The organism is Paenibacillus macerans (assembly GCF_900454495.1).
Classification (GTDB): domain Bacteria; phylum Bacillota; class Bacilli; order Paenibacillales; family Paenibacillaceae; genus Fontibacillus; species Fontibacillus macerans.
This window is the reverse complement of the sequence record NZ_UGSI01000001.1, coordinates 3,668,566-3,687,338: the sequence shown is the minus strand read 5'-3', so window position 1 is coordinate 3,687,338 and position 18,773 is coordinate 3,668,566. Positions and strand designations below refer to the sequence as shown.

Annotated in this window: 16 protein-coding genes; 12 read left to right on the top strand and 4 right to left on the bottom strand. The window is 56.3% G+C overall.

All coding sequences use genetic code 11. The features are described 5' to 3' along the window. Nucleotides 1-17: 17 nt before the first annotated feature. Both DYE26_RS16625 and DYE26_RS16620 read right to left on the bottom strand, forming a co-directional pair. Nucleotides 18-260 carry a helix-turn-helix domain-containing protein gene (locus DYE26_RS16625; protein ID WP_255310181.1) on the bottom strand — a complete coding sequence of 81 codons (243 nt, stop codon included), beginning with the start codon at nucleotides 258-260 and terminating at the stop codon, nucleotides 18-20. 21 nt (nucleotides 261-281) lie between these two features. Beyond that, nucleotides 282-854: a DUF2975 domain-containing protein gene (locus tag DYE26_RS16620; RefSeq protein WP_036625593.1), complete on the bottom strand. Its 573-nt coding sequence runs from the start codon at nucleotides 852-854 to the stop codon at nucleotides 282-284. A gap of 163 nt (nucleotides 855-1,017) precedes the next feature. On the opposite strand from DYE26_RS16620, the gene DYE26_RS16615 reads away from it, so the two are divergent. The 3 genes from DYE26_RS16615 (at nucleotide 1,018) to DYE26_RS16605 (ending at nucleotide 4,940) form a co-directional block, all read left to right on the top strand. Then, the gene (locus DYE26_RS16615) at nucleotides 1,018-1,515 is read left to right on the top strand and encodes a PH domain-containing protein (RefSeq protein ID WP_036625592.1); all 498 of its coding nucleotides are present in this window, start codon (nucleotides 1,018-1,020) and stop codon (nucleotides 1,513-1,515) included. Beyond that, nucleotides 1,512-3,026, top strand: a complete 1,515-nt coding sequence (locus tag DYE26_RS16610) for a PH domain-containing protein (RefSeq protein WP_036625590.1) — start codon at nucleotides 1,512-1,514, stop codon at nucleotides 3,024-3,026. The genes DYE26_RS16615 and DYE26_RS16610 overlap by 4 nt, the downstream gene beginning before the upstream one ends. Nucleotides 3,027-3,167: 141 nt before the next feature. Continuing rightward, entirely contained in the window at nucleotides 3,168-4,940 is a 1,773-nt protein-coding gene (locus DYE26_RS16605) for a DUF4153 domain-containing protein (RefSeq protein WP_051985675.1), read from the top strand. 87 nt (nucleotides 4,941-5,027) lie between these two features. On the opposite strand, the gene DYE26_RS16600 is transcribed toward DYE26_RS16605, so the two are convergent. Beyond that, the gene (locus tag DYE26_RS16600) at nucleotides 5,028-5,960 is read right to left on the bottom strand and encodes an aldo/keto reductase (RefSeq protein WP_036625589.1); all 933 of its coding nucleotides are present in this window, start codon (nucleotides 5,958-5,960) and stop codon (nucleotides 5,028-5,030) included. Between the two features lie 193 nt (nucleotides 5,961-6,153). Between DYE26_RS16600 and DYE26_RS16595 the strand changes: the two genes are divergently transcribed. Both DYE26_RS16595 and DYE26_RS33485 read left to right on the top strand, forming a co-directional pair. Further along, entirely contained in the window at nucleotides 6,154-6,660 is a 507-nt protein-coding gene (locus DYE26_RS16595) for a CYTH domain-containing protein (protein WP_036625587.1), read from the top strand. A 119-nt stretch (nucleotides 6,661-6,779) separates the two neighbouring features. Next, nucleotides 6,780-6,935 (top strand): hypothetical protein, encoded by a 156-nt coding sequence (locus tag DYE26_RS33485; RefSeq protein ID WP_155620003.1) that lies wholly within the window; start codon nucleotides 6,780-6,782, stop codon nucleotides 6,933-6,935. A 160-nt stretch (nucleotides 6,936-7,095) separates the two neighbouring features. Here DYE26_RS33485 and DYE26_RS16590 read toward each other — a convergent pair whose 3' ends face one another. After that, nucleotides 7,096-7,851 (bottom strand): SGNH/GDSL hydrolase family protein, encoded by a 756-nt coding sequence (locus DYE26_RS16590; protein WP_227872703.1) that lies wholly within the window; start codon nucleotides 7,849-7,851, stop codon nucleotides 7,096-7,098. A 392-nt stretch (nucleotides 7,852-8,243) separates the two neighbouring features. Here DYE26_RS16590 and DYE26_RS16585 point away from each other — a divergent pair, with 392 nt between their 5' ends. The 7 genes from DYE26_RS16585 to DYE26_RS16555 all read left to right on the top strand — a co-directional run bounded on the left by DYE26_RS16585 (nucleotide 8,244) and on the right by DYE26_RS16555 (nucleotide 18,452). After that, nucleotides 8,244-9,227: a Gfo/Idh/MocA family protein gene (locus DYE26_RS16585; RefSeq protein WP_036628718.1), complete on the top strand. Its 984-nt coding sequence runs from the start codon at nucleotides 8,244-8,246 to the stop codon at nucleotides 9,225-9,227. A gap of 527 nt (nucleotides 9,228-9,754) precedes the next feature. Beyond that, nucleotides 9,755-10,744: a sugar-binding protein gene (locus DYE26_RS16580; protein ID WP_036625586.1), complete on the top strand. Its 990-nt coding sequence runs from the start codon at nucleotides 9,755-9,757 to the stop codon at nucleotides 10,742-10,744. Further along, a complete protein-coding gene (locus tag DYE26_RS16575; protein ID WP_036625585.1) occupies nucleotides 10,741-12,186 on the top strand; it encodes a sensor histidine kinase in 1,446 nt (481 codons plus the stop codon). The genes DYE26_RS16580 and DYE26_RS16575 overlap by 4 nt, the downstream gene beginning before the upstream one ends. 65 nt (nucleotides 12,187-12,251) lie before the next feature. Further along, nucleotides 12,252-13,823 (top strand): helix-turn-helix domain-containing protein, encoded by a 1,572-nt coding sequence (locus DYE26_RS16570; RefSeq protein ID WP_036625584.1) that lies wholly within the window; start codon nucleotides 12,252-12,254, stop codon nucleotides 13,821-13,823. 741 nt (nucleotides 13,824-14,564) lie between these two features. Continuing rightward, a complete protein-coding gene (xylF, locus tag DYE26_RS16565) occupies nucleotides 14,565-15,695 on the top strand; it encodes a D-xylose ABC transporter substrate-binding protein (protein ID WP_036625583.1) in 1,131 nt (376 codons plus the stop codon). Nucleotides 15,696-15,745: 50 nt separating this feature from the next. After that, nucleotides 15,746-17,257 (top strand): xylose ABC transporter ATP-binding protein, encoded by a 1,512-nt coding sequence (locus DYE26_RS16560; protein WP_036628717.1) that lies wholly within the window; start codon nucleotides 15,746-15,748, stop codon nucleotides 17,255-17,257. Between the two features lies 1 nt (nucleotide 17,258). Beyond that, a complete protein-coding gene (locus tag DYE26_RS16555) occupies nucleotides 17,259-18,452 on the top strand; it encodes a sugar ABC transporter permease (protein ID WP_036625582.1) in 1,194 nt (397 codons plus the stop codon). Nucleotides 18,453-18,773 lie beyond the last annotated feature (321 nt).

Here is an 18,773-nt window from a genome sequence, read left to right as displayed (position 1 = left end):
AAAAAGTCCGCTTTGGATCATTCCGCTTCGATACCCCGCTCCGCGGCGTTCCCGTCTTCATCCTCCACGTACTCCAGCAAATCCCCGGGTTGGCATTCGAGCGCCCGGCAAAGCGCATCCAGCGTGGAGAAGCGGATCGCTTTGCCGTTTTCGTTTTTGAGGATGGACAGGTTGGCCTGGGTAATTCCAACCAGTTGGGAGAGACGGGTTAACGACATTTTCCGCTGGGCCATTACGACATCAAGCTTGATTCTGATCACGCCCGTCACCTGCTTTCTCGATCAGATCGTATTTTTGTTTTCTTCCACCGCGTTTACGGCGATTTTGAGGGCGGAGGCAATGATCATCATAACGAATCCGCTGATTAGGCTGTCTACGTACGAGATGTCGGTCAATTGAATGGAGGCGCCCACGATCTGCAGCTCGCCGATGGCCTGCGTCAGCATAACGGATTCCGTGTAGTTGAATAACGTACCCAGTACAATAATAACGATCCCCAGTTTGTAAAAGACGGAAACATTCTCATACATAAACAGGCTGTCCCGGTGAATGTTCCGCAGCAACTTATGCATATAAAACGCGGACAACGCGATTAAAAGAAGCGCGCTGATCGAGTTAACGAAGGATAAAGCGATAAACGCCCTGCTGTCGTAGAGCTCCGGATTGGCAAGAAAATGGATATCGATATAGCTGAATACCGGCTCAAAATCGCCCAAAACCCCGGTCCATCCGCTGCCTGCGAACCAGAGATGGGAAACATGCTCTATCGCCTCCAGCACACCGATCAGCAGAGCTACAAAAAATACGATCAAGCTAGCGACGGATCCCGCTTTGAAGAACATTTTGGATTTCATGATTTCATACTCCTCTTCTCGTAATCTCTTTGTGTCTGGAACTGAATTTAGCACAAGTCGCACTGCAAATCAATAATAATTTATCGAAAAACAATAAAATCATATTGAGTTTCATGTGTAACCTTTGCTAAACTTAGACTTGATAGAAAGGAGTGGTTCTTTTTTGTCTAACGAAGTCATCGAACCTCGGCAGCGATTATCCAAAAATGCGGTGAAAATTTGGAGGATTCATGAGGCGGTCGAAAGCGCCGTCACATTTCTGGTGATCGGGGTGCTGCTTTATCTGGGTCACCGTTTTTCATGGGTTTCCTGGGTGGGATGGATTCTGGCCGGACTCGCCGTCCTTGAGGTGCCGCTGATGATTTGGTCCGTGTTTATCCAGCCTTCCATGAAGTATGCCAGATGGCGTTACGCCATTTCGGAGCAGTTTTTGCAATTGAAATATGGAATCCTTACGGAAACCGGGGAGTTGATTCCGATGACCAAAATTCAGGCGGTGGCCACCCGGCAGGGTCCATTGCAAAAAAGGTACGGGGTCTGCTCGGTAACGGTCACGACGATGGGGGCTTCGCATACGATTCCCGTCCTGGACCAGGACGCGGCCAAGGCACTAAGAAATCAGATCGCCCGTTATGCCAAGCTGAAAGAGGCCGACGAATGAGCCGGGCCAAACGTTATCATCCGTTTGTTATGCTGCTGGGCATCTGGAACTTGGGGAAAAATGCGATTTATTTCTTTTTCTTTTTATTTGTTCTTAAAGCGGGCTCGGACGCGGCATGGGTGAAATACGGCAGGCTGGCCTTGCTGGTCCTGGCCGGAATCAGCCTCTTGTCCATCCTGTGGAGTTGGCTCACGCGCCGGTATCAGCTTGATGACACTTCGTTCCGTTTATACCAAGGCGTTTTCGTCAAGTCGAAAAGAGTGATCCCCTTCTCCAAAATTCAAAATATAAACCGTCATACGACGCTGTTTCACCGGATTTTCAAGGTGACCGCCATCCGTTTTGAAACCGGGATGGAGGGCGAAGATGCGGCCGTCGAGTTTCGCGTCATCTCCTATGCGGAAGCGGACCGGCTGGAGGAGCGGGTGGCGGGACCGGCAAAAAGGGAGGATGCTTTGACTGCGGCGGACGGCGATAGGGCAACCTCGGAAGTAAAGCCCAAAGAAGCCGGTGATTCCAAGCGGACCCTGCATTTCAGTCCGGCCCGGAAAGACCTGATCAAAGCTTCGTTTACCTCCTTGAGTTTCCTTATTCTGATTCCGGTTCTTTTTTCGCTGTATTCCAAAGCCGATGACTTTTTCGATCTTGAGCAACAAGCCCAAGGCGTTCTGGCCGAGCTGATGAGTACCTGGTGGTCGGCGGCGGCGACACTTTCGCTGCTGGCGGCGGTATCCGTCGTCCTGGGGATCGCCGTAACTTTTGTGAGATATGGGGGCTTTGAGCTTTCTTCGGATGCGGAGCGCATCTATATCGTCAAGGGGATGATCGAACGTACGGCGTTCTCCATTGCAAAAGAAAGAGTGCAGGGGGTGGAGGTTGTCCAATCCCTGATGAAGCGGCTGCTTGGTTTGGCGGAGGTACGGTTGATCACCGCGGGCGGCGAGGGGAAAGACGAACGGGAGGTCAACTCGCTTTATCCTTTTTTGCCGGTCCTGGATGCCTTCCGCCTTGTGTCGGAAATGCTGCCTTCCTATGAGATTTCCGCCGAAATGAGCCCGCTCCCCCGGGCATCCCTGGGAATCAGTTTGGCTAAGTCAGGGTGGACTTGGGTTTCTCTTATTGCTTTATCCCTTCCTTGGCTTCCTTTCATACCGGACGTACCGGTTTTCGGGGCGGCTTGGTGGTGGATGGCCGCGGCGGGGCTGTTGATTTGGACCGTGGCGCGGAATATCCTGAATCATTTCAATACGGCTTATGCCATCCATGGCCGTTTCCTGCAGTTTCGGACCGGAGGGCTGACTTCCCGGCTGTTTATCAGCAAGCGGGAGAAAATCATTGAAGTGAAAGTGACCCGCGGCCCGCTGCAGCGCCGGTGGGGGCTGGCGTCCGTCCATATCGCGAACCGGGCCCGCCCCGTTCTGCAGCACAAGCTTCCCGGCGTTCCGGCCGCTTGGGCAAGGTCGTTTTACGCATGGTACGCGGGAAGAACGAAGGAAATAAGGATTGAATGATGACGCCGTCCGGCAGGCCTTTTTTAAAAATACGAAATTTCTTGTGAAAAACCTTCTCTTTATCTTCTTGTTTTATCCATTAAAATGGGCGGTAGAAAGCAAAGGTTCGACGAACCTTGAAGTTACGGAGGGATCCAAGGGATGAACGAAAACAGGCCCATGCCGCACGACAAAGTGCTGGCGGCGCTGCTCGGCGGCTTTGCGCTGGCCGCGGCGCATCAATATTTGTTTTACGGGGGCGGCTACGGCGTATCCGTTCCGATTTTTGCCGGCTTGTTTTACCTGTATTTGTTCTTATGCGCCAGGGACCGGTTTCAGCGCCCGATGACCTGGTTCGGCTGGCTGTCCTTGGCGGCGGTCGTGCTGCTGTCGCTGACGTATGCGCTGTTTGCCAATTCGGTGTTTTTTGCCTTGAATTTGCTTGCCTTGCCCGGCCTCATTTTTGCCCAGACGACTTATATGTTTAATCTGAAAAAACGGTCGTGGGGCGATTTAAGGATTATTTTTGATGTGCTCGACCATCTGCTTCCGCAAAACTTCCGGCACTGGGCTACAGCATTCCGTGCCGTGCAATCGGCAGCGACGAAAAAAATGGGCGACAGCCGCAAACAAGCGGCCGGCAAGGTGCTGCTCGGGCTGCTGATCGCGCTGCCGCTTCTGATCATCGTGATCGGGCTGTTGACCTCGGCGGACAGCAGCTTTGACCGCCTGCTCTCGGCGATCCCGGACTGGCTGAACGACAGCCTTTCGTTCGGGGATGTGATGTTCCGGCTGATCTGGATCTTGCTGCTCGGCCTGCTGCTGTTCGGCTATCTGTGGGGATTCGTCGACCCGATGCGGGAAAACCCCGTAGACTGGTTTGGAGGAATCCCGATGGCGGACAGTATAGGGCAGACCGGTGGGTTCCGGAGCGATACGGTCCAGAGCGATACGGTCCAGAGCGATACGGTCCAGAGCGGTGCGGTCCAGAGCGATATGGTCCAGAGCGGAGCGGGTGAGGGCGGTGCGAGCGTGAGCGGTGCGGGCGTGAGCAGAACGATTCAGAATGATGCGGGCCGCAACGGTACGAGCGGTGCAGGCAGAAGCGAAACGCTGCCTGGCGCAACCGCTGCCGCTTCCCCGTACCCGGGCAGTACGTACCCGGGCAGTACGCCCGTCAGAATCGATCCGCTGATTGCCGCTACCGTGCTGGTCTCGATCAACATCGTTTATCTGCTGTTCGTTTCGCTCCAGTTTACATATTTGTTCGGGGCGTGGCGGGGCGTTTTGCCGGACGGCAGCACTTACGCCGATTACGCGAGAAGCGGATTTGTTGAGCTCGTTCTGGTTACGTCGATCAATTTTGCGATACTGATCGGCGCCTTGACGTTGGGCGGCGAGGCGAGGAAGGCGCTGCGGACGCTGAATCAGGCTTTGCTGTATATCCTTGTCGGATGCTCCGGCATCATGCTGCTGTCGGCGTTTACGCGGCTGGCCCTGTACCAGGAAGCCTACGGCTATACCTATATCCGCTTTCTGGTCTTCGCCTTTATGATCTTTTTGGCGCTGCTGCTCGTTTGCGCCGGGCTGCGCATCCGCTTCGCGCGGGTTCCGCTGGCCAAATGCTTTATCGCGCTCGGCCTGGCCGCTTACGTTGCGGTAAACTATGCCAATATGGACCTCTTTATCGCCAAAAAGAACGTTGAACGCTACGAAGCGACCGGCAAAATCGATGCCCATTACCTGACGACTCTGTCCGCCGACGCGCTGCCATGGCTTGTAAGCTACAGCCGCAAGGCCGATCCGGAACTGAACCGCCAGCTGCATGAACGCTGGGACGTCATGACAACGATACCCGAAGGCCAGGGCTGGCCGGGGTTCAATTGGGCCAAATTCCGGGCGGTCCGTGCGCTGGAGGAGGATAGAAACCGCTAGGCAGCGGGAACCTTGGTGAATCGGGCAAACCAAAGAGGGATGAAACCCCGAATAACCGGGCTTCATCCCTCTTTTTCCACCGTTGCTTCAGGAAAAAATACGGTCGATGCCGGCGATTTCCTCGGGCGTTAGGGTCACGTCCAGCGTTTTCAAATTGCGAATGACCTGATCCGGTCTCTTGGCTCCGGGAATCAAGGCGTCGATCGTATCCCGGGTTAAGTACCAGGCCAGCACGACATGGGCCACCTCGGCGTTTTTGGCTGCGGCGATCTTGCGGACCTGGTCCACTTTTTCCAGCGTGCGGGCAAACGCTTCGCCCCGGAACATCGGGTGATTGGCCCGGTAATCGGCGAACTTGGTATCCTTGTCGTATTTCCCGCCGAGCAGGCCGGCCGCCAGCGGAAAATACGGGACAAAGGAGATGCCCTGCTCCCGGCAATACGGCTGCAGTTCCTTTTCCACATCGCGCTTGAGCAGATTGTATTCCGATTGCAGCACATCGATGTATCCGTCCTTATTGCCTTCCTTGAGCTGTTCAATCGAGAAATTGGATACGCCGATCGCCCGGATTTTACCTTCATCCTTCAGCTTCTTCAGCTCCCCGACCGCCTCGTCCTTGGGAGTCGCTTCATCGGGGAAGTGGATGTAGTACAGGTCGATGTAGTCGGTCTGCAGCCGTTTCAAGCTGTTTTCGACCTCCTGGCGCAAGAAGGCCGGCGAATTGTCGAACACGATTTTGCCGCCCGCCATCCGGTGCGCGCCTTTGGTGGCGATGACGGCCCGGTCGCGGGCGCCAAGCTCTTTGACGACTTCGCCGATCAGGATTTCCGACCGCTCCGGCCCGTAGAAATACGCCGTGTCCAGGAAGTTGATCCCCTGCTCCAGAGCGGTCCGCACGACCTGCTTCCCGGTTTCCTCGTCCAGATTCGGATAAATGTTGTGCCCGCCTACCGCGTTGGTCCCCAGACCGATCGGATTCACGTATAAATCGGTTTTGCCTAATTTCACGCTTGCTGCCATTCGTTTTTCCTCCTTTTTCCACTAATAAGTTTATTATACCGCAATCCGGCGGGCATTTCTCCTGAGCTTTTTGGCCGGTGGCCGCGGCTGCGTTTTAAAGTGATTGTCCCGCCAGGTATGTATTCGTATAATGGTAACATGCATTCTGAAAAAAGGGCCCGTGGGCCCGCCGACAACCAGGAGGAACACCGCTATGCCGTTGGAAATAGAACGTAAATTTCTGCTGCCGGAGTATCCGGAAGAGCTGATTCGGACAGGTGAACTGATTATTCGCTCGGAGCAGGAGATCGATCAGACGTATTTGGCTTTGCATGAGGATCAGGAGCTGCGGGTGCGGAAGATCCGCGATGCGGCCTCCGGGAACGTTACGTTTACGCATACGTTTAAAAAAGGCTTCGGTTTGTCCCGGGAGGAAGTGGAGGTTTCCATTTCGGAGGGGCTTTACGAGCAAATCACCGGAATCCACCGGGCGATACCGCTGACGAAACGGCGGGTGACCGCCGAGTGGAACGGGATCGTTCTGGAAATCGACCGCTACGATCAGATCGACCTGATGGTGTTGGAAGTGGAGTTCGCTTCGGAGACGGAGGCGCGGGAGTTTCAGCCGCCGCAGTGGTTTGGCCCGGACATCAGCACCGACAAGCGTTACAGCAACAAAAAGGTGTGGCGCGAGCTGCAGCAAAGCCGGCGCCCGCAATAAGCCGCCATGTATAAGGCTGCCGCCTATGCAATGAACAAAGAGACCTGGGGTCAGGTCTCATTGTAAAACTTCAGAGTGCCGGGGAACTACGAGGCCTGCGTTTTTGAAGGGATCATGGGATGGGAATAGCGGCAAAAAAGGATCTTATTTTCGCGCAAATAGGTATTACAGCAAAAATAGAGGACTTTTTTGCCGCTAGTTTAGAAAAATGGAGACAAACAGTTGTTTTTTCCCAGCTTAGCCTTTCAATAACGGCAAATAATGCCGCTATTTAACACGGGAGAGGGGGAACTCTCGAAATAAGGACAAAAATTGCCGCTAATTTCGATCCGTTCCACTGGGCCCGCGAAGCTCCGCATGCGGCAAATTCTATCTGCGCTATCTTCAGGTTCCGGCACCCGGCACCTCCATCCGCGTCCATCCGCGCCATCCGGTTCAATCCAGCGCCAAGTTGCCGCCCTCCCGAAGCAAAAAACGATAGTTCTTGCGCATGAATTCAAGCACTTTGTCAAAGATGATCCGGTGTCCGTCCTGGTTGGGGTGAATGCCGTCGGAACAAAGGAACTTCGTAAAATCGGGGTGTTCCAAAAACGCCCCCCGGACATCGATATACTTTGTTTTGGTCAGTTCCGATACTTTGAGGATGGTCGAATTGTATCTTTCCTGCCACCAGTAAATTTTCGTGACGCTTCCGAGCCATTTCATGATGTTTTGCTCCGCTTCCGGATCGTTTCTGCTGACCCATTTGAAGTACTTGTCAGCATTAAGCGGGGGCAAGCTCATCAGGATCGGGGTAATTTGCTGGCTTCTGACGAATTGGATCGCTTCGGTCAGCATTTTCTCAAACATCGAAAAGTCGGTTTTCGGGCTGTGCTCTGCGTCGGGCTGTTCAGCAATCTCGTTCCAGTTGAAGTCACAGTCGTTGCCGCCATATTCGATCAAGACAAAATTCGGCCGATCCTTCAAAACGTCCTTTTTTAGGTTGGTTAACCCCTTAACCAGCGTGTTGCCGAACCTGGCCGTGTTATGGATCGCTCCTCTCAATTTTTTCTGCAGGAGAGATACATAATTGTCCTCCAAAACGACGTATTTGTTTTTCGTTTCATCATAAATGACGCCCTTGGAAATGGAATCGCCGCTCACCATGTACTTAAATTCGTTGTTGAAAATTCCGCTGCTGTCCTCGCTCACAGATTTCACCTCTTTCCAGCCTCGAAACCTTGGAAGGTCGCTCGGTCCGTAATATAAACGCCTGTTACCCCTATTGTAGATTAGTTTTCTTTCGGTGCGCAAGTAGACTTCACCGCGTTGAACCTCATGTAAACGCTTAAAGTTTCGGCTTTTGTCCGGCGGAACGGCCTGGCGCGGTTTGCAGGGTGCTCGATGCACTTCGTAGAGGGAGTGGGGTGCAGTTTGCCGGACCGCCCTTATAGCTGTTCACGGACCGGTGATGGCGCTAACGGTATCCGTAAAAACGCTGATTGCCGGCGAATTTCTTTTTCGCCTGGAAGTGGACAAGGTTGACAGGGAATGAGAGAATACGGTTAGACCATTCATTCAAAAAAGGGGATGACATAACGTTGATACGATTCGGCACCATTGGCACGAACTGGATCACGGAGCGCTTTATCCAGGCGGCTTTGGAAACGGAGCAGTTTGTTTTGACGGCGGTTTACTCCCGCACGGAGGAGAAAGGCAAGGAGTTTGCCGCCAAATTCGGCGACCCCAAGGTGTTTACCGAGGTCAAGGCGCTGGCTGAAAGCGCTGACGTAGACGCCGTTTACATCGCCAGTCCGAATTCTTTGCATGCCGAGCAGGCGATTTTGCTGATGGATCACGGAAAACATGTGCTGTGCGAAAAGCCGATGGCTTCCAACGCCGCTGAAGTCCGGCGGATGATCGAGGCGGCGCGCCGCAATGGCGTCCTGCTTATGGAGGCGCTGAAGTCGACGCTGATGCCGAACTTCCGGGCGGTTCAGGACAATCTGTACAAAATCGGCCGGGTGCGGAGATATTTTTCCAGCTACTGCCAGTATTCTTCGCGGTATGACGCCTTTAAGGAAGGAAAAGTGCTGAACGCTTTTAATCCCGCGTTCTCCAACGGCTCTTTAATGGACCTTGGCGTCTACTGCATTTATCCGATGGTGACGCTGTTCGGCAAGCCGGAATCCGTTCAGGCGTCCGCGGTGATGCTGCCGTCCGGGGTGGACGGCGAAGGCAGCCTTATTGCGCGGTACCCGGATATGGACGGCGTGATCATGTATTCCAAAATCACGGACTCGTATGTGCCGACGGAAATCCAGGGGGAAAACGGGACGATGGTGATCGACAAGATCAACCAGCCTTACGATGTAAAAATATTGTACCGCGACGGGACGACCGAAGAACTGTCGCGCTCCCAGCCCCAGGAATCGATGTACTACGAGGCGCTGGAGTTCATTGAGCTGCTCCAAAGCGGCCGGCGGGAAAGCGAGATCAATACGCACGCCCGCTCCCTGGCCGTCGCCGAATTGATGGAGGAAGCGCGGCGCCAGTTTGGGCTGCGGTACGCGGCCGATCAGGATTAGCCGGTCAACCTGAGATTTGTGGCTGTTTTGGTAGGCCCGGGCATACGCTCCGGGCCTTTTTGGCGCTCGCTGGAGACTAATTAAGAAGTGTGCTGTGTGGTGAGCGGTAAGTTTGGCGGGTGGTCAGTCAATAAGGCTGGTGGATGGCAAGTTGCAAGCTAATATTAGTTTGGCGGCAGGTTTGGGTGATGCGATGGATGGTTCTATTGGAAATATCCAATAGAATGGAAAATGAGTGGAATATGGTTTGGTTAGATTGGATTTTTCCAATAGATTGGGTTCGGCAGAGGGCAAAATGGGCTGTTTGCGAGAAATCTATTGGATATTTCCAATGAGAGCCCCCAGTTGCGGCCGACTTTCGTCAATCTATTGGATTTATCCAATTAGAGGCGAGGGAACCAGCCACAAGGGAGCCTATTTGCATACTTGCATGTTTACGTACTCGTACTCACTAACAAGACAAGTTCATTTTTTTGATTGCAACCGCTTTCAATCATGAGTTAGGATAATCGGTGAGGTGAACGCAGATGATCAAGGACAAAACATGGCTGGCGGGCATTACCGTGTGCATCGTCATTTTGGTTTATTTGTTTTTCGGCTTTGCCCGCTATTCCGGGAAAATCGGCAGCATCGTTCAGGAGCTGCGGGGCAATCCCGCAAGCGGCGAACGCCGTTACCATATCGTGCTGATCGAGCAGGAACGGTATCACCCATACTGGGAGATGGTCGAAAAAGGCGCGGCCCAGGCGGCGGAAAAATACGGCATCGACATCGAATTTACCGGCGCGGTGCGCAACAACATGGAGGAGCAGCTGAACCTGCTGGAAAAAGCGATCGCCGCCCGCGCCGACGCGATTATCGTGCAGGGGTTGAACGAGGAGAAGTTCACGCCGGTCATCGACAAGGCGGTGCAGCGCGGCATCCCGGTCGTGACGATCGACACCGACGCGCCGGACAGCCGGCGGCTGGCCTATGTCGGGACCGACAATCTGGCCGCGGGGGAGCGGCTGGGCCGCCTGGTGGTGCAAACGACCGGCGGCTCGGGCAAGCTCGGCGTGATCATCGGCAGCGATCAGGCCGCCAGCCAGCTGCAGCGGCTGGACGGGCTGAAGCGGGTTGTGGCCGAGCATCCCGGACTCGACATCGTTGCCGTGCGCAGCTCCAACATCTCGCATATGGAGGCGATCCAGCAGGCCGCGGAAATGCTGCGGCAGCATCCCGAGATCGGGGTCATGGTCGGCACCAGCGCGACCGATGCCCTCGGCGTGCTGCAGGCGGCAAAAAGCCTGCAGCGCGAGCGTCTGATGATTATCGGGTTCGATAATCAGAAGGAAACGCTGGCGGCGATCCGCAAGGGCGAGATCGCCGCGACGGTCGCGCAGCAGCCTTACCTGATGGGGGAGACGGCGGTCCGGCTGCTGTACGAGCATTTTCAGGGCAAGCCGCTTCAGCCGGAATACTACACGGAGGTTAAAGTGCTGGACCAGCGCAACGTGCGGGAGGGAGAAAGCTTATGAGCATCCGCCGCAAGCTGTTTCTGTTTATTCCGCTGCTGGTGCTGCTGATGAGCTCGGTGTCTTTTTTTCTGTTCGAAAGCGGTAAAAACGTGCAGGAAAGCTATCATCTGATGATGAAGCGAATATTGCTGTACAAGGAAGTCTCCTACGAGGTCGGCGAGATCATGCGGGCGATGAACCGCTTTATCATGCAGGTGGATACGGAAAGTCTGCCCGAGGTCGAGCGCCACCTGAACGCGGTCAGAACCTTAAGGGCCGACTTGGACGGGCTGGAAACGATCGGCGGGAGCGCTTTGCCGCTTGTCAACTACCGCAATATCGTCGATACGTTCCTGGAGCAAGCCGAGGACATGATCGACCAGATCGGCGGCGAAGATTCAGGCACAATGGCGGGAAAATACATTGAAGCGGAGCAAACGCAGCGCTTCATTCGCGAGGAAGCCCAGGAACTCGTCGATCTTGAGCTGGAGCAGTACAAGCCGATTTACCAAGACATGATGTACGCGACGGACAAGCTGAACAGGCTTGGCATTATGCTCGTGGTGACGGCGGCGGCGTTCAGCATTTTGCTGGCGCTTTGGCTGTCGAGCAGCATCACCGGGCCGATTCGCCGGCTCGTCGCCACGGCCAAGCAAATTTCCAAAGGGCGGATGGACACGAAAGCTCCCGAAAGCGACCGCAACGACGAGATCAGCATTTTGTGCCGGGCGTTTAACGGGATGATCGACAACATCCAGCGCCTGATGGCCGAAAACATCAACAATCTGGAAAAAGACCGGCTGGTCAAGGAGCTGGAGCTGAAGACGCTGCAGAGCCAAATCAATCCGCATTTTTTGTTCAACACGCTGAATTCCATCTCCAAGCTGGCTTATATCGAAGGGGCGCCGAAAACGAGCGACCTGGCCGTCTCCGTTTCCAGGCTGCTCCGGTACAATTTGCAGAAGCTGGACCAGGCGGTCCCGCTGCGCGAAGAGGTGCAGCATGTCAGCGAATATATGAACATTCAGAAGGCGCGGTTCCGCGACCGCATCAAATTCGAGCTGGACGTGGACGAACGGGCGCTGGACGGCATCGTTCCCTGCCTCACCCTGCAGCCGATTTTGGAGAACGCCTTCGTGCACGGCATCGAGCAGATGGAGGAGGGGGCGCTTTTGCAGCTGGCGATCCGCCTTAGCGAGGAGGGTAAGGTGGAGATCGAAATCCGCGACAACGGCGCCGGCATGAGCCGCGAAACGGTGGAGCGGCTGCTGCGGTCGGTGCGCGAGGAAGCGCCGCGTTTTGGCGGGAAAGGGCAGTCGACCGGGCTCGGCACGCATAACGTGTTCAAAAGACTGCATCTGTTTTTCGACGGCCGCCAGCAGATCGACATCGACAGCAAGGAAGGGGCCGGCACGACCGTCAAATTCACCCTGCCGTACCGTACGGCGGCCATGGCGTCGTAAAAGAACATTTTCACACGGCTGCACTTTAACTTTATATAAAAATAAGAATGGAGGATTTCCGATTCATGTATACCTTGCTGATTGCGGATGACGAAGCGCTGGAACGGGAAGGCCTGGAGCTGATGATCGGCCATATGCTGCCGGATACGTTCCGCTTTCTCCATGCGGAGAACGGGCGGCGGGCCATTCAGCTGGCGGAGGAGGAGCGGCCGGATTTTATTTTTATGGATATTAAAATGCCGGGGATTCCGGGACTGGAGGCCGTGCGCGAAATTTTGGCGCGGCAGCCGGGAACGCCGGTCGTGATCATCACAGCGCACGATTATTTCGCCTACGCCAAGGAGGGGCTGGCGCTCGGGGTGCGCGAGTATTTGCTGAAGCCGGCCCGGCGGGAGGAAGTGCTGGACCTGCTGAAACGCCTGATCGCCGAGGCCGAGGAAGCCAGGCGCGCCCGCGATGAGCGGCTGGCGATGCAGGAGAAGCTGGCGCAGCTAGTGCCGCTCGCCGAAAACGAGCTGTCCCTGATGCTGATGCTGGAATGCGCGCAGGAGCCGGAACTGGCGCAGCTGGCGGAGCTGCTTCATCTGGACTGGCATAAGGGGTACGCGATGGTGTTGTCTTTTTCGCGGCATTCCCCGAAGGAGCGGGCCAATTTCCAACTGGTCAAAAAAGAGCTCCACGAAGCCGTCAAGCAATGGACGAAACCCGGCTTGTCCTGTCTCGTCAGCCCGGTGGTCGGCCATCAGCTGGCGTTGTTTATCCCGTTTCCGCCCGGGCGGCCGGGATATTCGCAGCGCGTGGCCGCGCTGGAATGGGGCGAGCGGCTGCGCAGCCAGGTCGAGCAGCGGTTCGGGCTGCCGCTGGCGGTCGGGATCGGTCCGGTCCGCGAGGGCTGGGACGGGCTCGGCCGCTCCTACCGGGAGGCGGTCCGCGTCTGCGCGGACGATCAGGAGCAGGACGTCGCCAGCGTCCGCCATTACGACGACATCGCTGAAAGCTCGGGCCGGCCCACGCTCCCGCCGGATGAGGAGAAACGGCTGCTCGACGCGCTGCTAAGGCATGACCGCCAGGAGACGGCGCAGCGGTTCGACCGGCTGTTCGAGCGGCTTGCGCAAAGCGAGCCCCGGCATTTCCCGCGCCTGCGCGGGGACGTGATCGGCTTGCTACTGCATCTGGGCCGAAGCGCGCAGGCAGGGGACGGCGGCGAGTTGATTTCCTTCTTGAGCGGCTTTAACGATCCGGACTCGTTGCGCAACGGGGCCCAGCGGCGGCTGGCCGCCTGGATCGACGGGCTGCGGGAAGCGAAGGAGCGCGGCCGCTCCCATGTGCTGCAGCGCGCGCTTTTGTACATCGGCCAAAGGTACAAGGAGGAACTCTCCATGGAGCAGACGGCCGAGCACGTCAATCTTAGCCCTTATTATTTCAGCAAATTGTTCAAGCTGCAGACGGGCGAAAACTTCAGCGACTACGTCACCCGGCTGCGCATCGAGGAGGCCAAGCGGCTGATCGCGGAGGGGCGCCTGAGCCTCAAGGAAATCTGTTACGAGGTAGGCTACAAGGACCCGAACTATTTCAGCCGGGTATTCAAAAAGGCGGCCGGCATGACGCCGACGGAATACCGCCAGCACAGCGAATAAACGGGAGGACGGGGCATGGTCGCCACGGCGCGCCGCTTGTGGCGCATCGCTGGGGCGTAGCGCCGTGGAAGCATCGCCGTGGCCACCACTGTGGCGCACCGCCGAGGCGCACCGCTGGGACGTAGCGCCGTGGCGTAATGCCGTGGAGCACGCCGTGGAGCATCGCTGAGGCGCACCGCAGGGGCGTGACGCGGTGGAGCACGCCGTGGAGCACCGCTGGTGACCAACGCAGCGGCGCACCACTGTGGCGCGGGGCATGCCCGAAATGGAACGTGGCACTGCAATGGCCCAGGGTCCCCATCAGTTTGAGAAGATAATTGTAAAAAGTACACTTAAATAGGCGGAATATAAGCTGCTTACCAGAAATAGTTGCAAAAGCTGCGGTTATTGAGGCGAAAATCAGAGGTTGATGCGCGCAGCATTCGTTTTGTTGTAAGTTTTGCAATTAAAATGGAACCGGCGACCATTACCCAGCGGTTACGTGTATAAAATGCAACTATTTCCGAAACAGAAAGGACCATCCTCAAGTTCTTGTCCACAGGCAAGGACTTTTTTGCTGTCCGGCCGACAAAAATGTGCTGTGAAAGCTCAGGCGATGAATTTCATTTCATCCGGCAGCAACCAAATGCTGATCGCGGGCAAACCAGTGCTGGCATTAGCGGCCCCGCGGCGGATCAATCGGTGCTAAGATTTGTGTGTAAGCGCAATCATAATCCGAATAACGAGAAGGGGCGAAGCAATATGAAAAAATTCAGTCAACGTTTCCGGTTTGGTTTGGCGGCCGTTTTGCTGGCATCTTCCCTGGCGGGGTGCGGCATCGTTTCGGACGGCGGCGCAGGCGGAGGCGCGGGCGGCGGTTCCGGCAATGCGCCGAATAACTCGGGCGGGGCGGCGAATGGAGGCGCCGGAGACGACGGGAAAATCGTGATCGGCATGTCGATGGACACGCTGAAAGAAGAACGCTGGCAGAAGGACCGGGATATTTTTACGGAGAAGGTCCAGGAGCTTGGCGGGGAAGTGAAGGTACTGGCCGCCAACGGCGACGACGCCACGCAGCTCAGCCAGGCGGAGCAGCTCATTTCCCAAGGGGTCGACGTACTCGTCGTGATCGCCCACAACGCGGAAGCGACCGCGCCGATCGTGGATAAGGCCCATAAGGAAGGCATCAAGGTGATCGCTTACGACCGGATGATCAACAACGCCGAAGTAGACTACTACATCTCCTTCGACAACGTCCGCGTCGGCGAGCTGCAGGCCCAGGCCGTCACCGCCGCGGCGCAGAAAGGGAACATCGTGTATATCGGCGGGGCGGACACCGACAACAACGCCCACATGTTCAAGGAGGGCGCGATGAACGTGCTTAAGCCGTTGGAGGAAAAAGGCGACATCAAAATCGTCTACGACCAGTTCTCCAAGGACTGGAAGCCCGAAGAAGCGCTGAAAAACATGGAGAACGCGCTGACCGCAAACAAAAATGACGTTCAGGGCGTGGTTGCCGCCAACGACGCCACCGCCGGCGGGGCGATCCAGGCGTTGACCGCGCAGGGCATGGCCGGCAAAATTCCGGTTTCCGGGCAGGACGCCGACTTGGCCGCCGTGCAGCGGATCGCCGAGGGCACACAGCTGATGACGGTCTACAAGCCGATCAAATCGATCTCCACCAAAGCCGCGGAAATGGCCGTATCGGCCGCCAAGGGCGAGAACATCGGCACGGACAAAACGGTGAACAACGGAAAAATCGACGTTCCGTCGGTGCTGCTGGACCCGATCCCGGTCGACAAAAGCAGCCTGAACACGGTCATTGAGGACGGGTTCCACAAGCTGGAGGACGTGTACAAAAACGTGCCGAAGGATCAATGGCCGCAGCGGTAAACGGTGTGAACCCGCCTTTGGTATTGGCTAAAAAAGGAGTGCAAACGCCTATGCACGTGTTGGAAATGGTGAACATCAGCAAAGAGTTTCCGGGCGTCAAAGCCCTCGACCGCGTCAATTTGCAGGTGCGAAAGGGTGAAATCCACGCCTTGTGCGGCGAAAACGGGGCCGGCAAGTCGACGCTGATGAAGGTGCTTAGCGGGCTGTATCCCGCGGGCACCTACAGCGGCGACATCATCATCGACGGCGAAAAAAGACAGTTCCATAACATCACCGATGCGGAAAAGGCCGGCATCGCCATCATTCACCAAGAGCTGGCGCTCGTGAAGGAAATGACGGTGGGAGAAAATATTTTTTTGGGGACGGAACCGACTAAACGCGGCGTCATTCAGTGGGATGAGCTGTATCACAACGCGTCCATCTGGCTGGACCGGGTCGGGTTGCGCATTTCCCCGGAAACGAAAATCGCCAGCCTCGGCATCGGTCAGCAGCAGCTGGTGGAAATCGCCAAAGCCCTGTCCAAGCATACGCGGATTTTGATTTTGGATGAGCCGACGGCGGCTTTAACCGAAAGCGAAGTGGCGATTTTGATGGGAATTTTGCATCAGCTGCGCCGGGAAGGCGTATCCTGCGTGTACATTTCGCACAAGATGCCGGAAGTGTTCGCTTTGGCCGACTCGATTACAGTGCTGCGCGACGGGCGTACGGTGGCGACGCTGGACCGCAAGGAGACGAACGACGACCAGGTCGTGTCGCTTATGGTGGGCCGGGAGCTGACCGAGCGGTATCCCCGGGTGGAGCATACCCCGCAGGAGACCGTGCTGGAGGTGCGGGACTACAACGTCTGGCATCCGGAAAAACGCAATCAAAGAGTCATCAAGGATGTTTCTTTTACGCTGCGAAAAGGTGAAATTCTCGGCATCGCCGGGCTGATGGGCGCCGGGCGCACCGAGCTTGTCAGCAGCTTGTTTGGCGCGTACGGGGGCCGCTCGTCCGGCGAGGTGCGGATCGAAGGGAAGCCGGTGCGAATCCGCTCGGTCGCGGATGCGATCAAAGCGGGCATCGGCCTGGTCAGCGAGGACCGCAAGCGGCAGGGCCTGGTGCTGGGGATGGATGTGAAAACGAACACGACGATGGCGACAATGCGCAAAGTGTCCAGGTTCGGCGTCATTAACGACAACGAGGAAATGAAATGGGGACAAAGGTACGTGCAGGATCTGAAGACCAAAACGGCTTCGCTGGAAACGCCCGTCGGCACGTTGTCCGGCGGCAACCAGCAGAAGGTCGTCATCGGCAAATGGCTGATGTCCGATCCGAAAATCCTCATCATGGACGAACCGACCCGGGGGATTGACGTCGGGGCCAAATACGAGATTTACCATTTGATGAATCGGCTGGTCAGCCAGGGCGTGGCGATCATTATGATTTCCTCGGAGCTGCCGGAGGTGCTTGGGATGAGCGACCGGATTCTGGTCATGAGCGAAGGCCGGTTCGTCCGGGAAATTCATTGGCGCGAAGCGACCCAGGAAAATATCATGCAAGCCGCAACGGGAGGAAAATAACATGGAGCTGCAAAAAAATGTTCAGCCGCAAGCGGAAATCCCTGACGCCAAATCGGCGTTATGGAGCGGCCTGTTCGGAAAAATGGACGTGCGGGCCTATACGATGGTCGGCGCCCTAATCCTCATCTGGGTGCTGTTTGGCATACTGGACCCGACGTTTTTGACGGCGCGGAACTTGTCCAACCTGTTTACGCAAATGTCCGTCACGTCCATTCTCGCGATCGGCATGGTGCTCGTCATCGTGGCCGGACATATCGACCTTTCCGTCGGATCGATCGTCGGCCTGACCGGCGGGATCGCGGCGATTTTCAGCAATTGGCTGGGCCTGCCGGCGATCGTCGTTATCCTTGCCACGCTGGCGGCCGGGGCCGTGCTCGGACTAGTGCAGGGCTGGCTGGTCGCCTACAAGATGGTCCCCGCTTTTATCGTTACGCTGGGCGGCATGATGGTGTTCCGCGGCGCGCTGATGGGCATCACCGGCTCGATGACGATCCCGGTATCGGACCCGGTGCTGGCGCTGCTCGGCAACGCCTATTTCGCCCCGGGCTTCGGCATCGTACTTGGCGTGCTGGCGGTCGGCCTGCTCGTCTGGAGCATGTTCAATAAACGCCGCTCTCGGCAAAAATACGGCTTTGAAGTCGCATCGCTCGCCGCCGACGTCATCAAGGTGGCCGCGCTTTCGCTGCTGGTGGTTGTGTTCGTGCTGGTTATGAACGCCTACAAAGGCATCCCGTTCCCGATCATTTTCGTGATCGTGCTGGCCGCCGTTTTTTATTTCCTCTCGAAAAAAACGACCTTCGGCCGCCACATCTACGCCATCGGCGGCAACCTGGAAGCGGCCCGCCTCTCCGGGATCAACATCCGCCGCAAAACGATGCTGATCTTCCTGCTCAGCGGCCTGCTGTCCTCGATCGCCGCGATCGTGCTGACTTCCCGGCTCGCCTCGGCCACGATCACCGCCGGGAACATGGCGGAAATGGATGCGATCGCCGCCTGCGTCATCGGCGGCACCTCGCTCATGGGCGGCGCGGGCACGGTGCTGGGCGCGCTGATCGGCGCCCTGGTCATGACCTCGCTCGACAACGGCATGTCGCTGATGGGGCTGGAGTCGTTTTGGCAGTACGTCGTCAAAGGCTCGATCCTCGTTTTCGCCGTCTGGCTGGACATCTCAAACCGCCGCAAGGGCGCAAACTAAGCTACATTAAACCGTTGTATCAAGTTATTGCACCAGATTATTGCATCAAGTAGTTTAAATCAAGTTACTGCACCAGATTATAGACGAAGTTGTTATTTCAAGTCAGTGTATCATGTTGTTTTATCAAGTTGTTACTTCAACGCTGGACTAAACAGTAAGCAAGCTCACTTGGACGTTGCACGACCGCTGCACCGATCAGCATCATATGAAAAATGGCACTTTCGGCCGCCGGGAATTCCGGATTTCCCCTGTGCGCGAAAGTGCCGTTTTTATTGGAGGCAGGTTTGCACGAAATGCAAAAGTGCATTTGATTTAGCGAAA

What these genes read in the sequence shown, in the direction of transcription:
- DYE26_RS16580 (WP_036625586.1), top strand. Translation starts at nt 9,755, where the DNA reads ATGATCAAGGACAAAACATGGCTGGCGGGCATTACCGTGTGCATCGTC.
- DYE26_RS16575 (WP_036625585.1), top strand. Translation starts at nt 10,741, where the DNA reads ATGAGCATCCGCCGCAAGCTGTTTCTGTTTATTCCGCTGCTGGTGCTG.
- DYE26_RS33485 (WP_155620003.1), top strand. Translation starts at nt 6,780, where the DNA reads ATGGGAATAGCGGCAAAAAAGGATCTTATTTTCGCGCAAATAGGTATT.
- xylF (WP_036625583.1), top strand. Translation starts at nt 14,565, where the DNA reads ATGAAAAAATTCAGTCAACGTTTCCGGTTTGGTTTGGCGGCCGTTTTG.
- DYE26_RS16610 (WP_036625590.1), top strand. Translation starts at nt 1,512, where the DNA reads ATGAGCCGGGCCAAACGTTATCATCCGTTTGTTATGCTGCTGGGCATC.
- DYE26_RS16605 (WP_051985675.1), top strand. Translation starts at nt 3,168, where the DNA reads ATGAACGAAAACAGGCCCATGCCGCACGACAAAGTGCTGGCGGCGCTG.
- DYE26_RS16595 (WP_036625587.1), top strand. Translation starts at nt 6,154, where the DNA reads ATGCCGTTGGAAATAGAACGTAAATTTCTGCTGCCGGAGTATCCGGAA.
- DYE26_RS16560 (WP_036628717.1), top strand. Translation starts at nt 15,746, where the DNA reads ATGCACGTGTTGGAAATGGTGAACATCAGCAAAGAGTTTCCGGGCGTC.
- DYE26_RS16570 (WP_036625584.1), top strand. Translation starts at nt 12,252, where the DNA reads ATGTATACCTTGCTGATTGCGGATGACGAAGCGCTGGAACGGGAAGGC.
- DYE26_RS16555 (WP_036625582.1), top strand. Translation starts at nt 17,259, where the DNA reads ATGGAGCTGCAAAAAAATGTTCAGCCGCAAGCGGAAATCCCTGACGCC.
- DYE26_RS16600 (WP_036625589.1), bottom strand. Translation starts at nt 5,960, where the DNA reads ATGGCAGCAAGCGTGAAATTAGGCAAAACCGATTTATACGTGAATCCG.
- DYE26_RS16620 (WP_036625593.1), bottom strand. Translation starts at nt 854, where the DNA reads ATGAAATCCAAAATGTTCTTCAAAGCGGGATCCGTCGCTAGCTTGATC.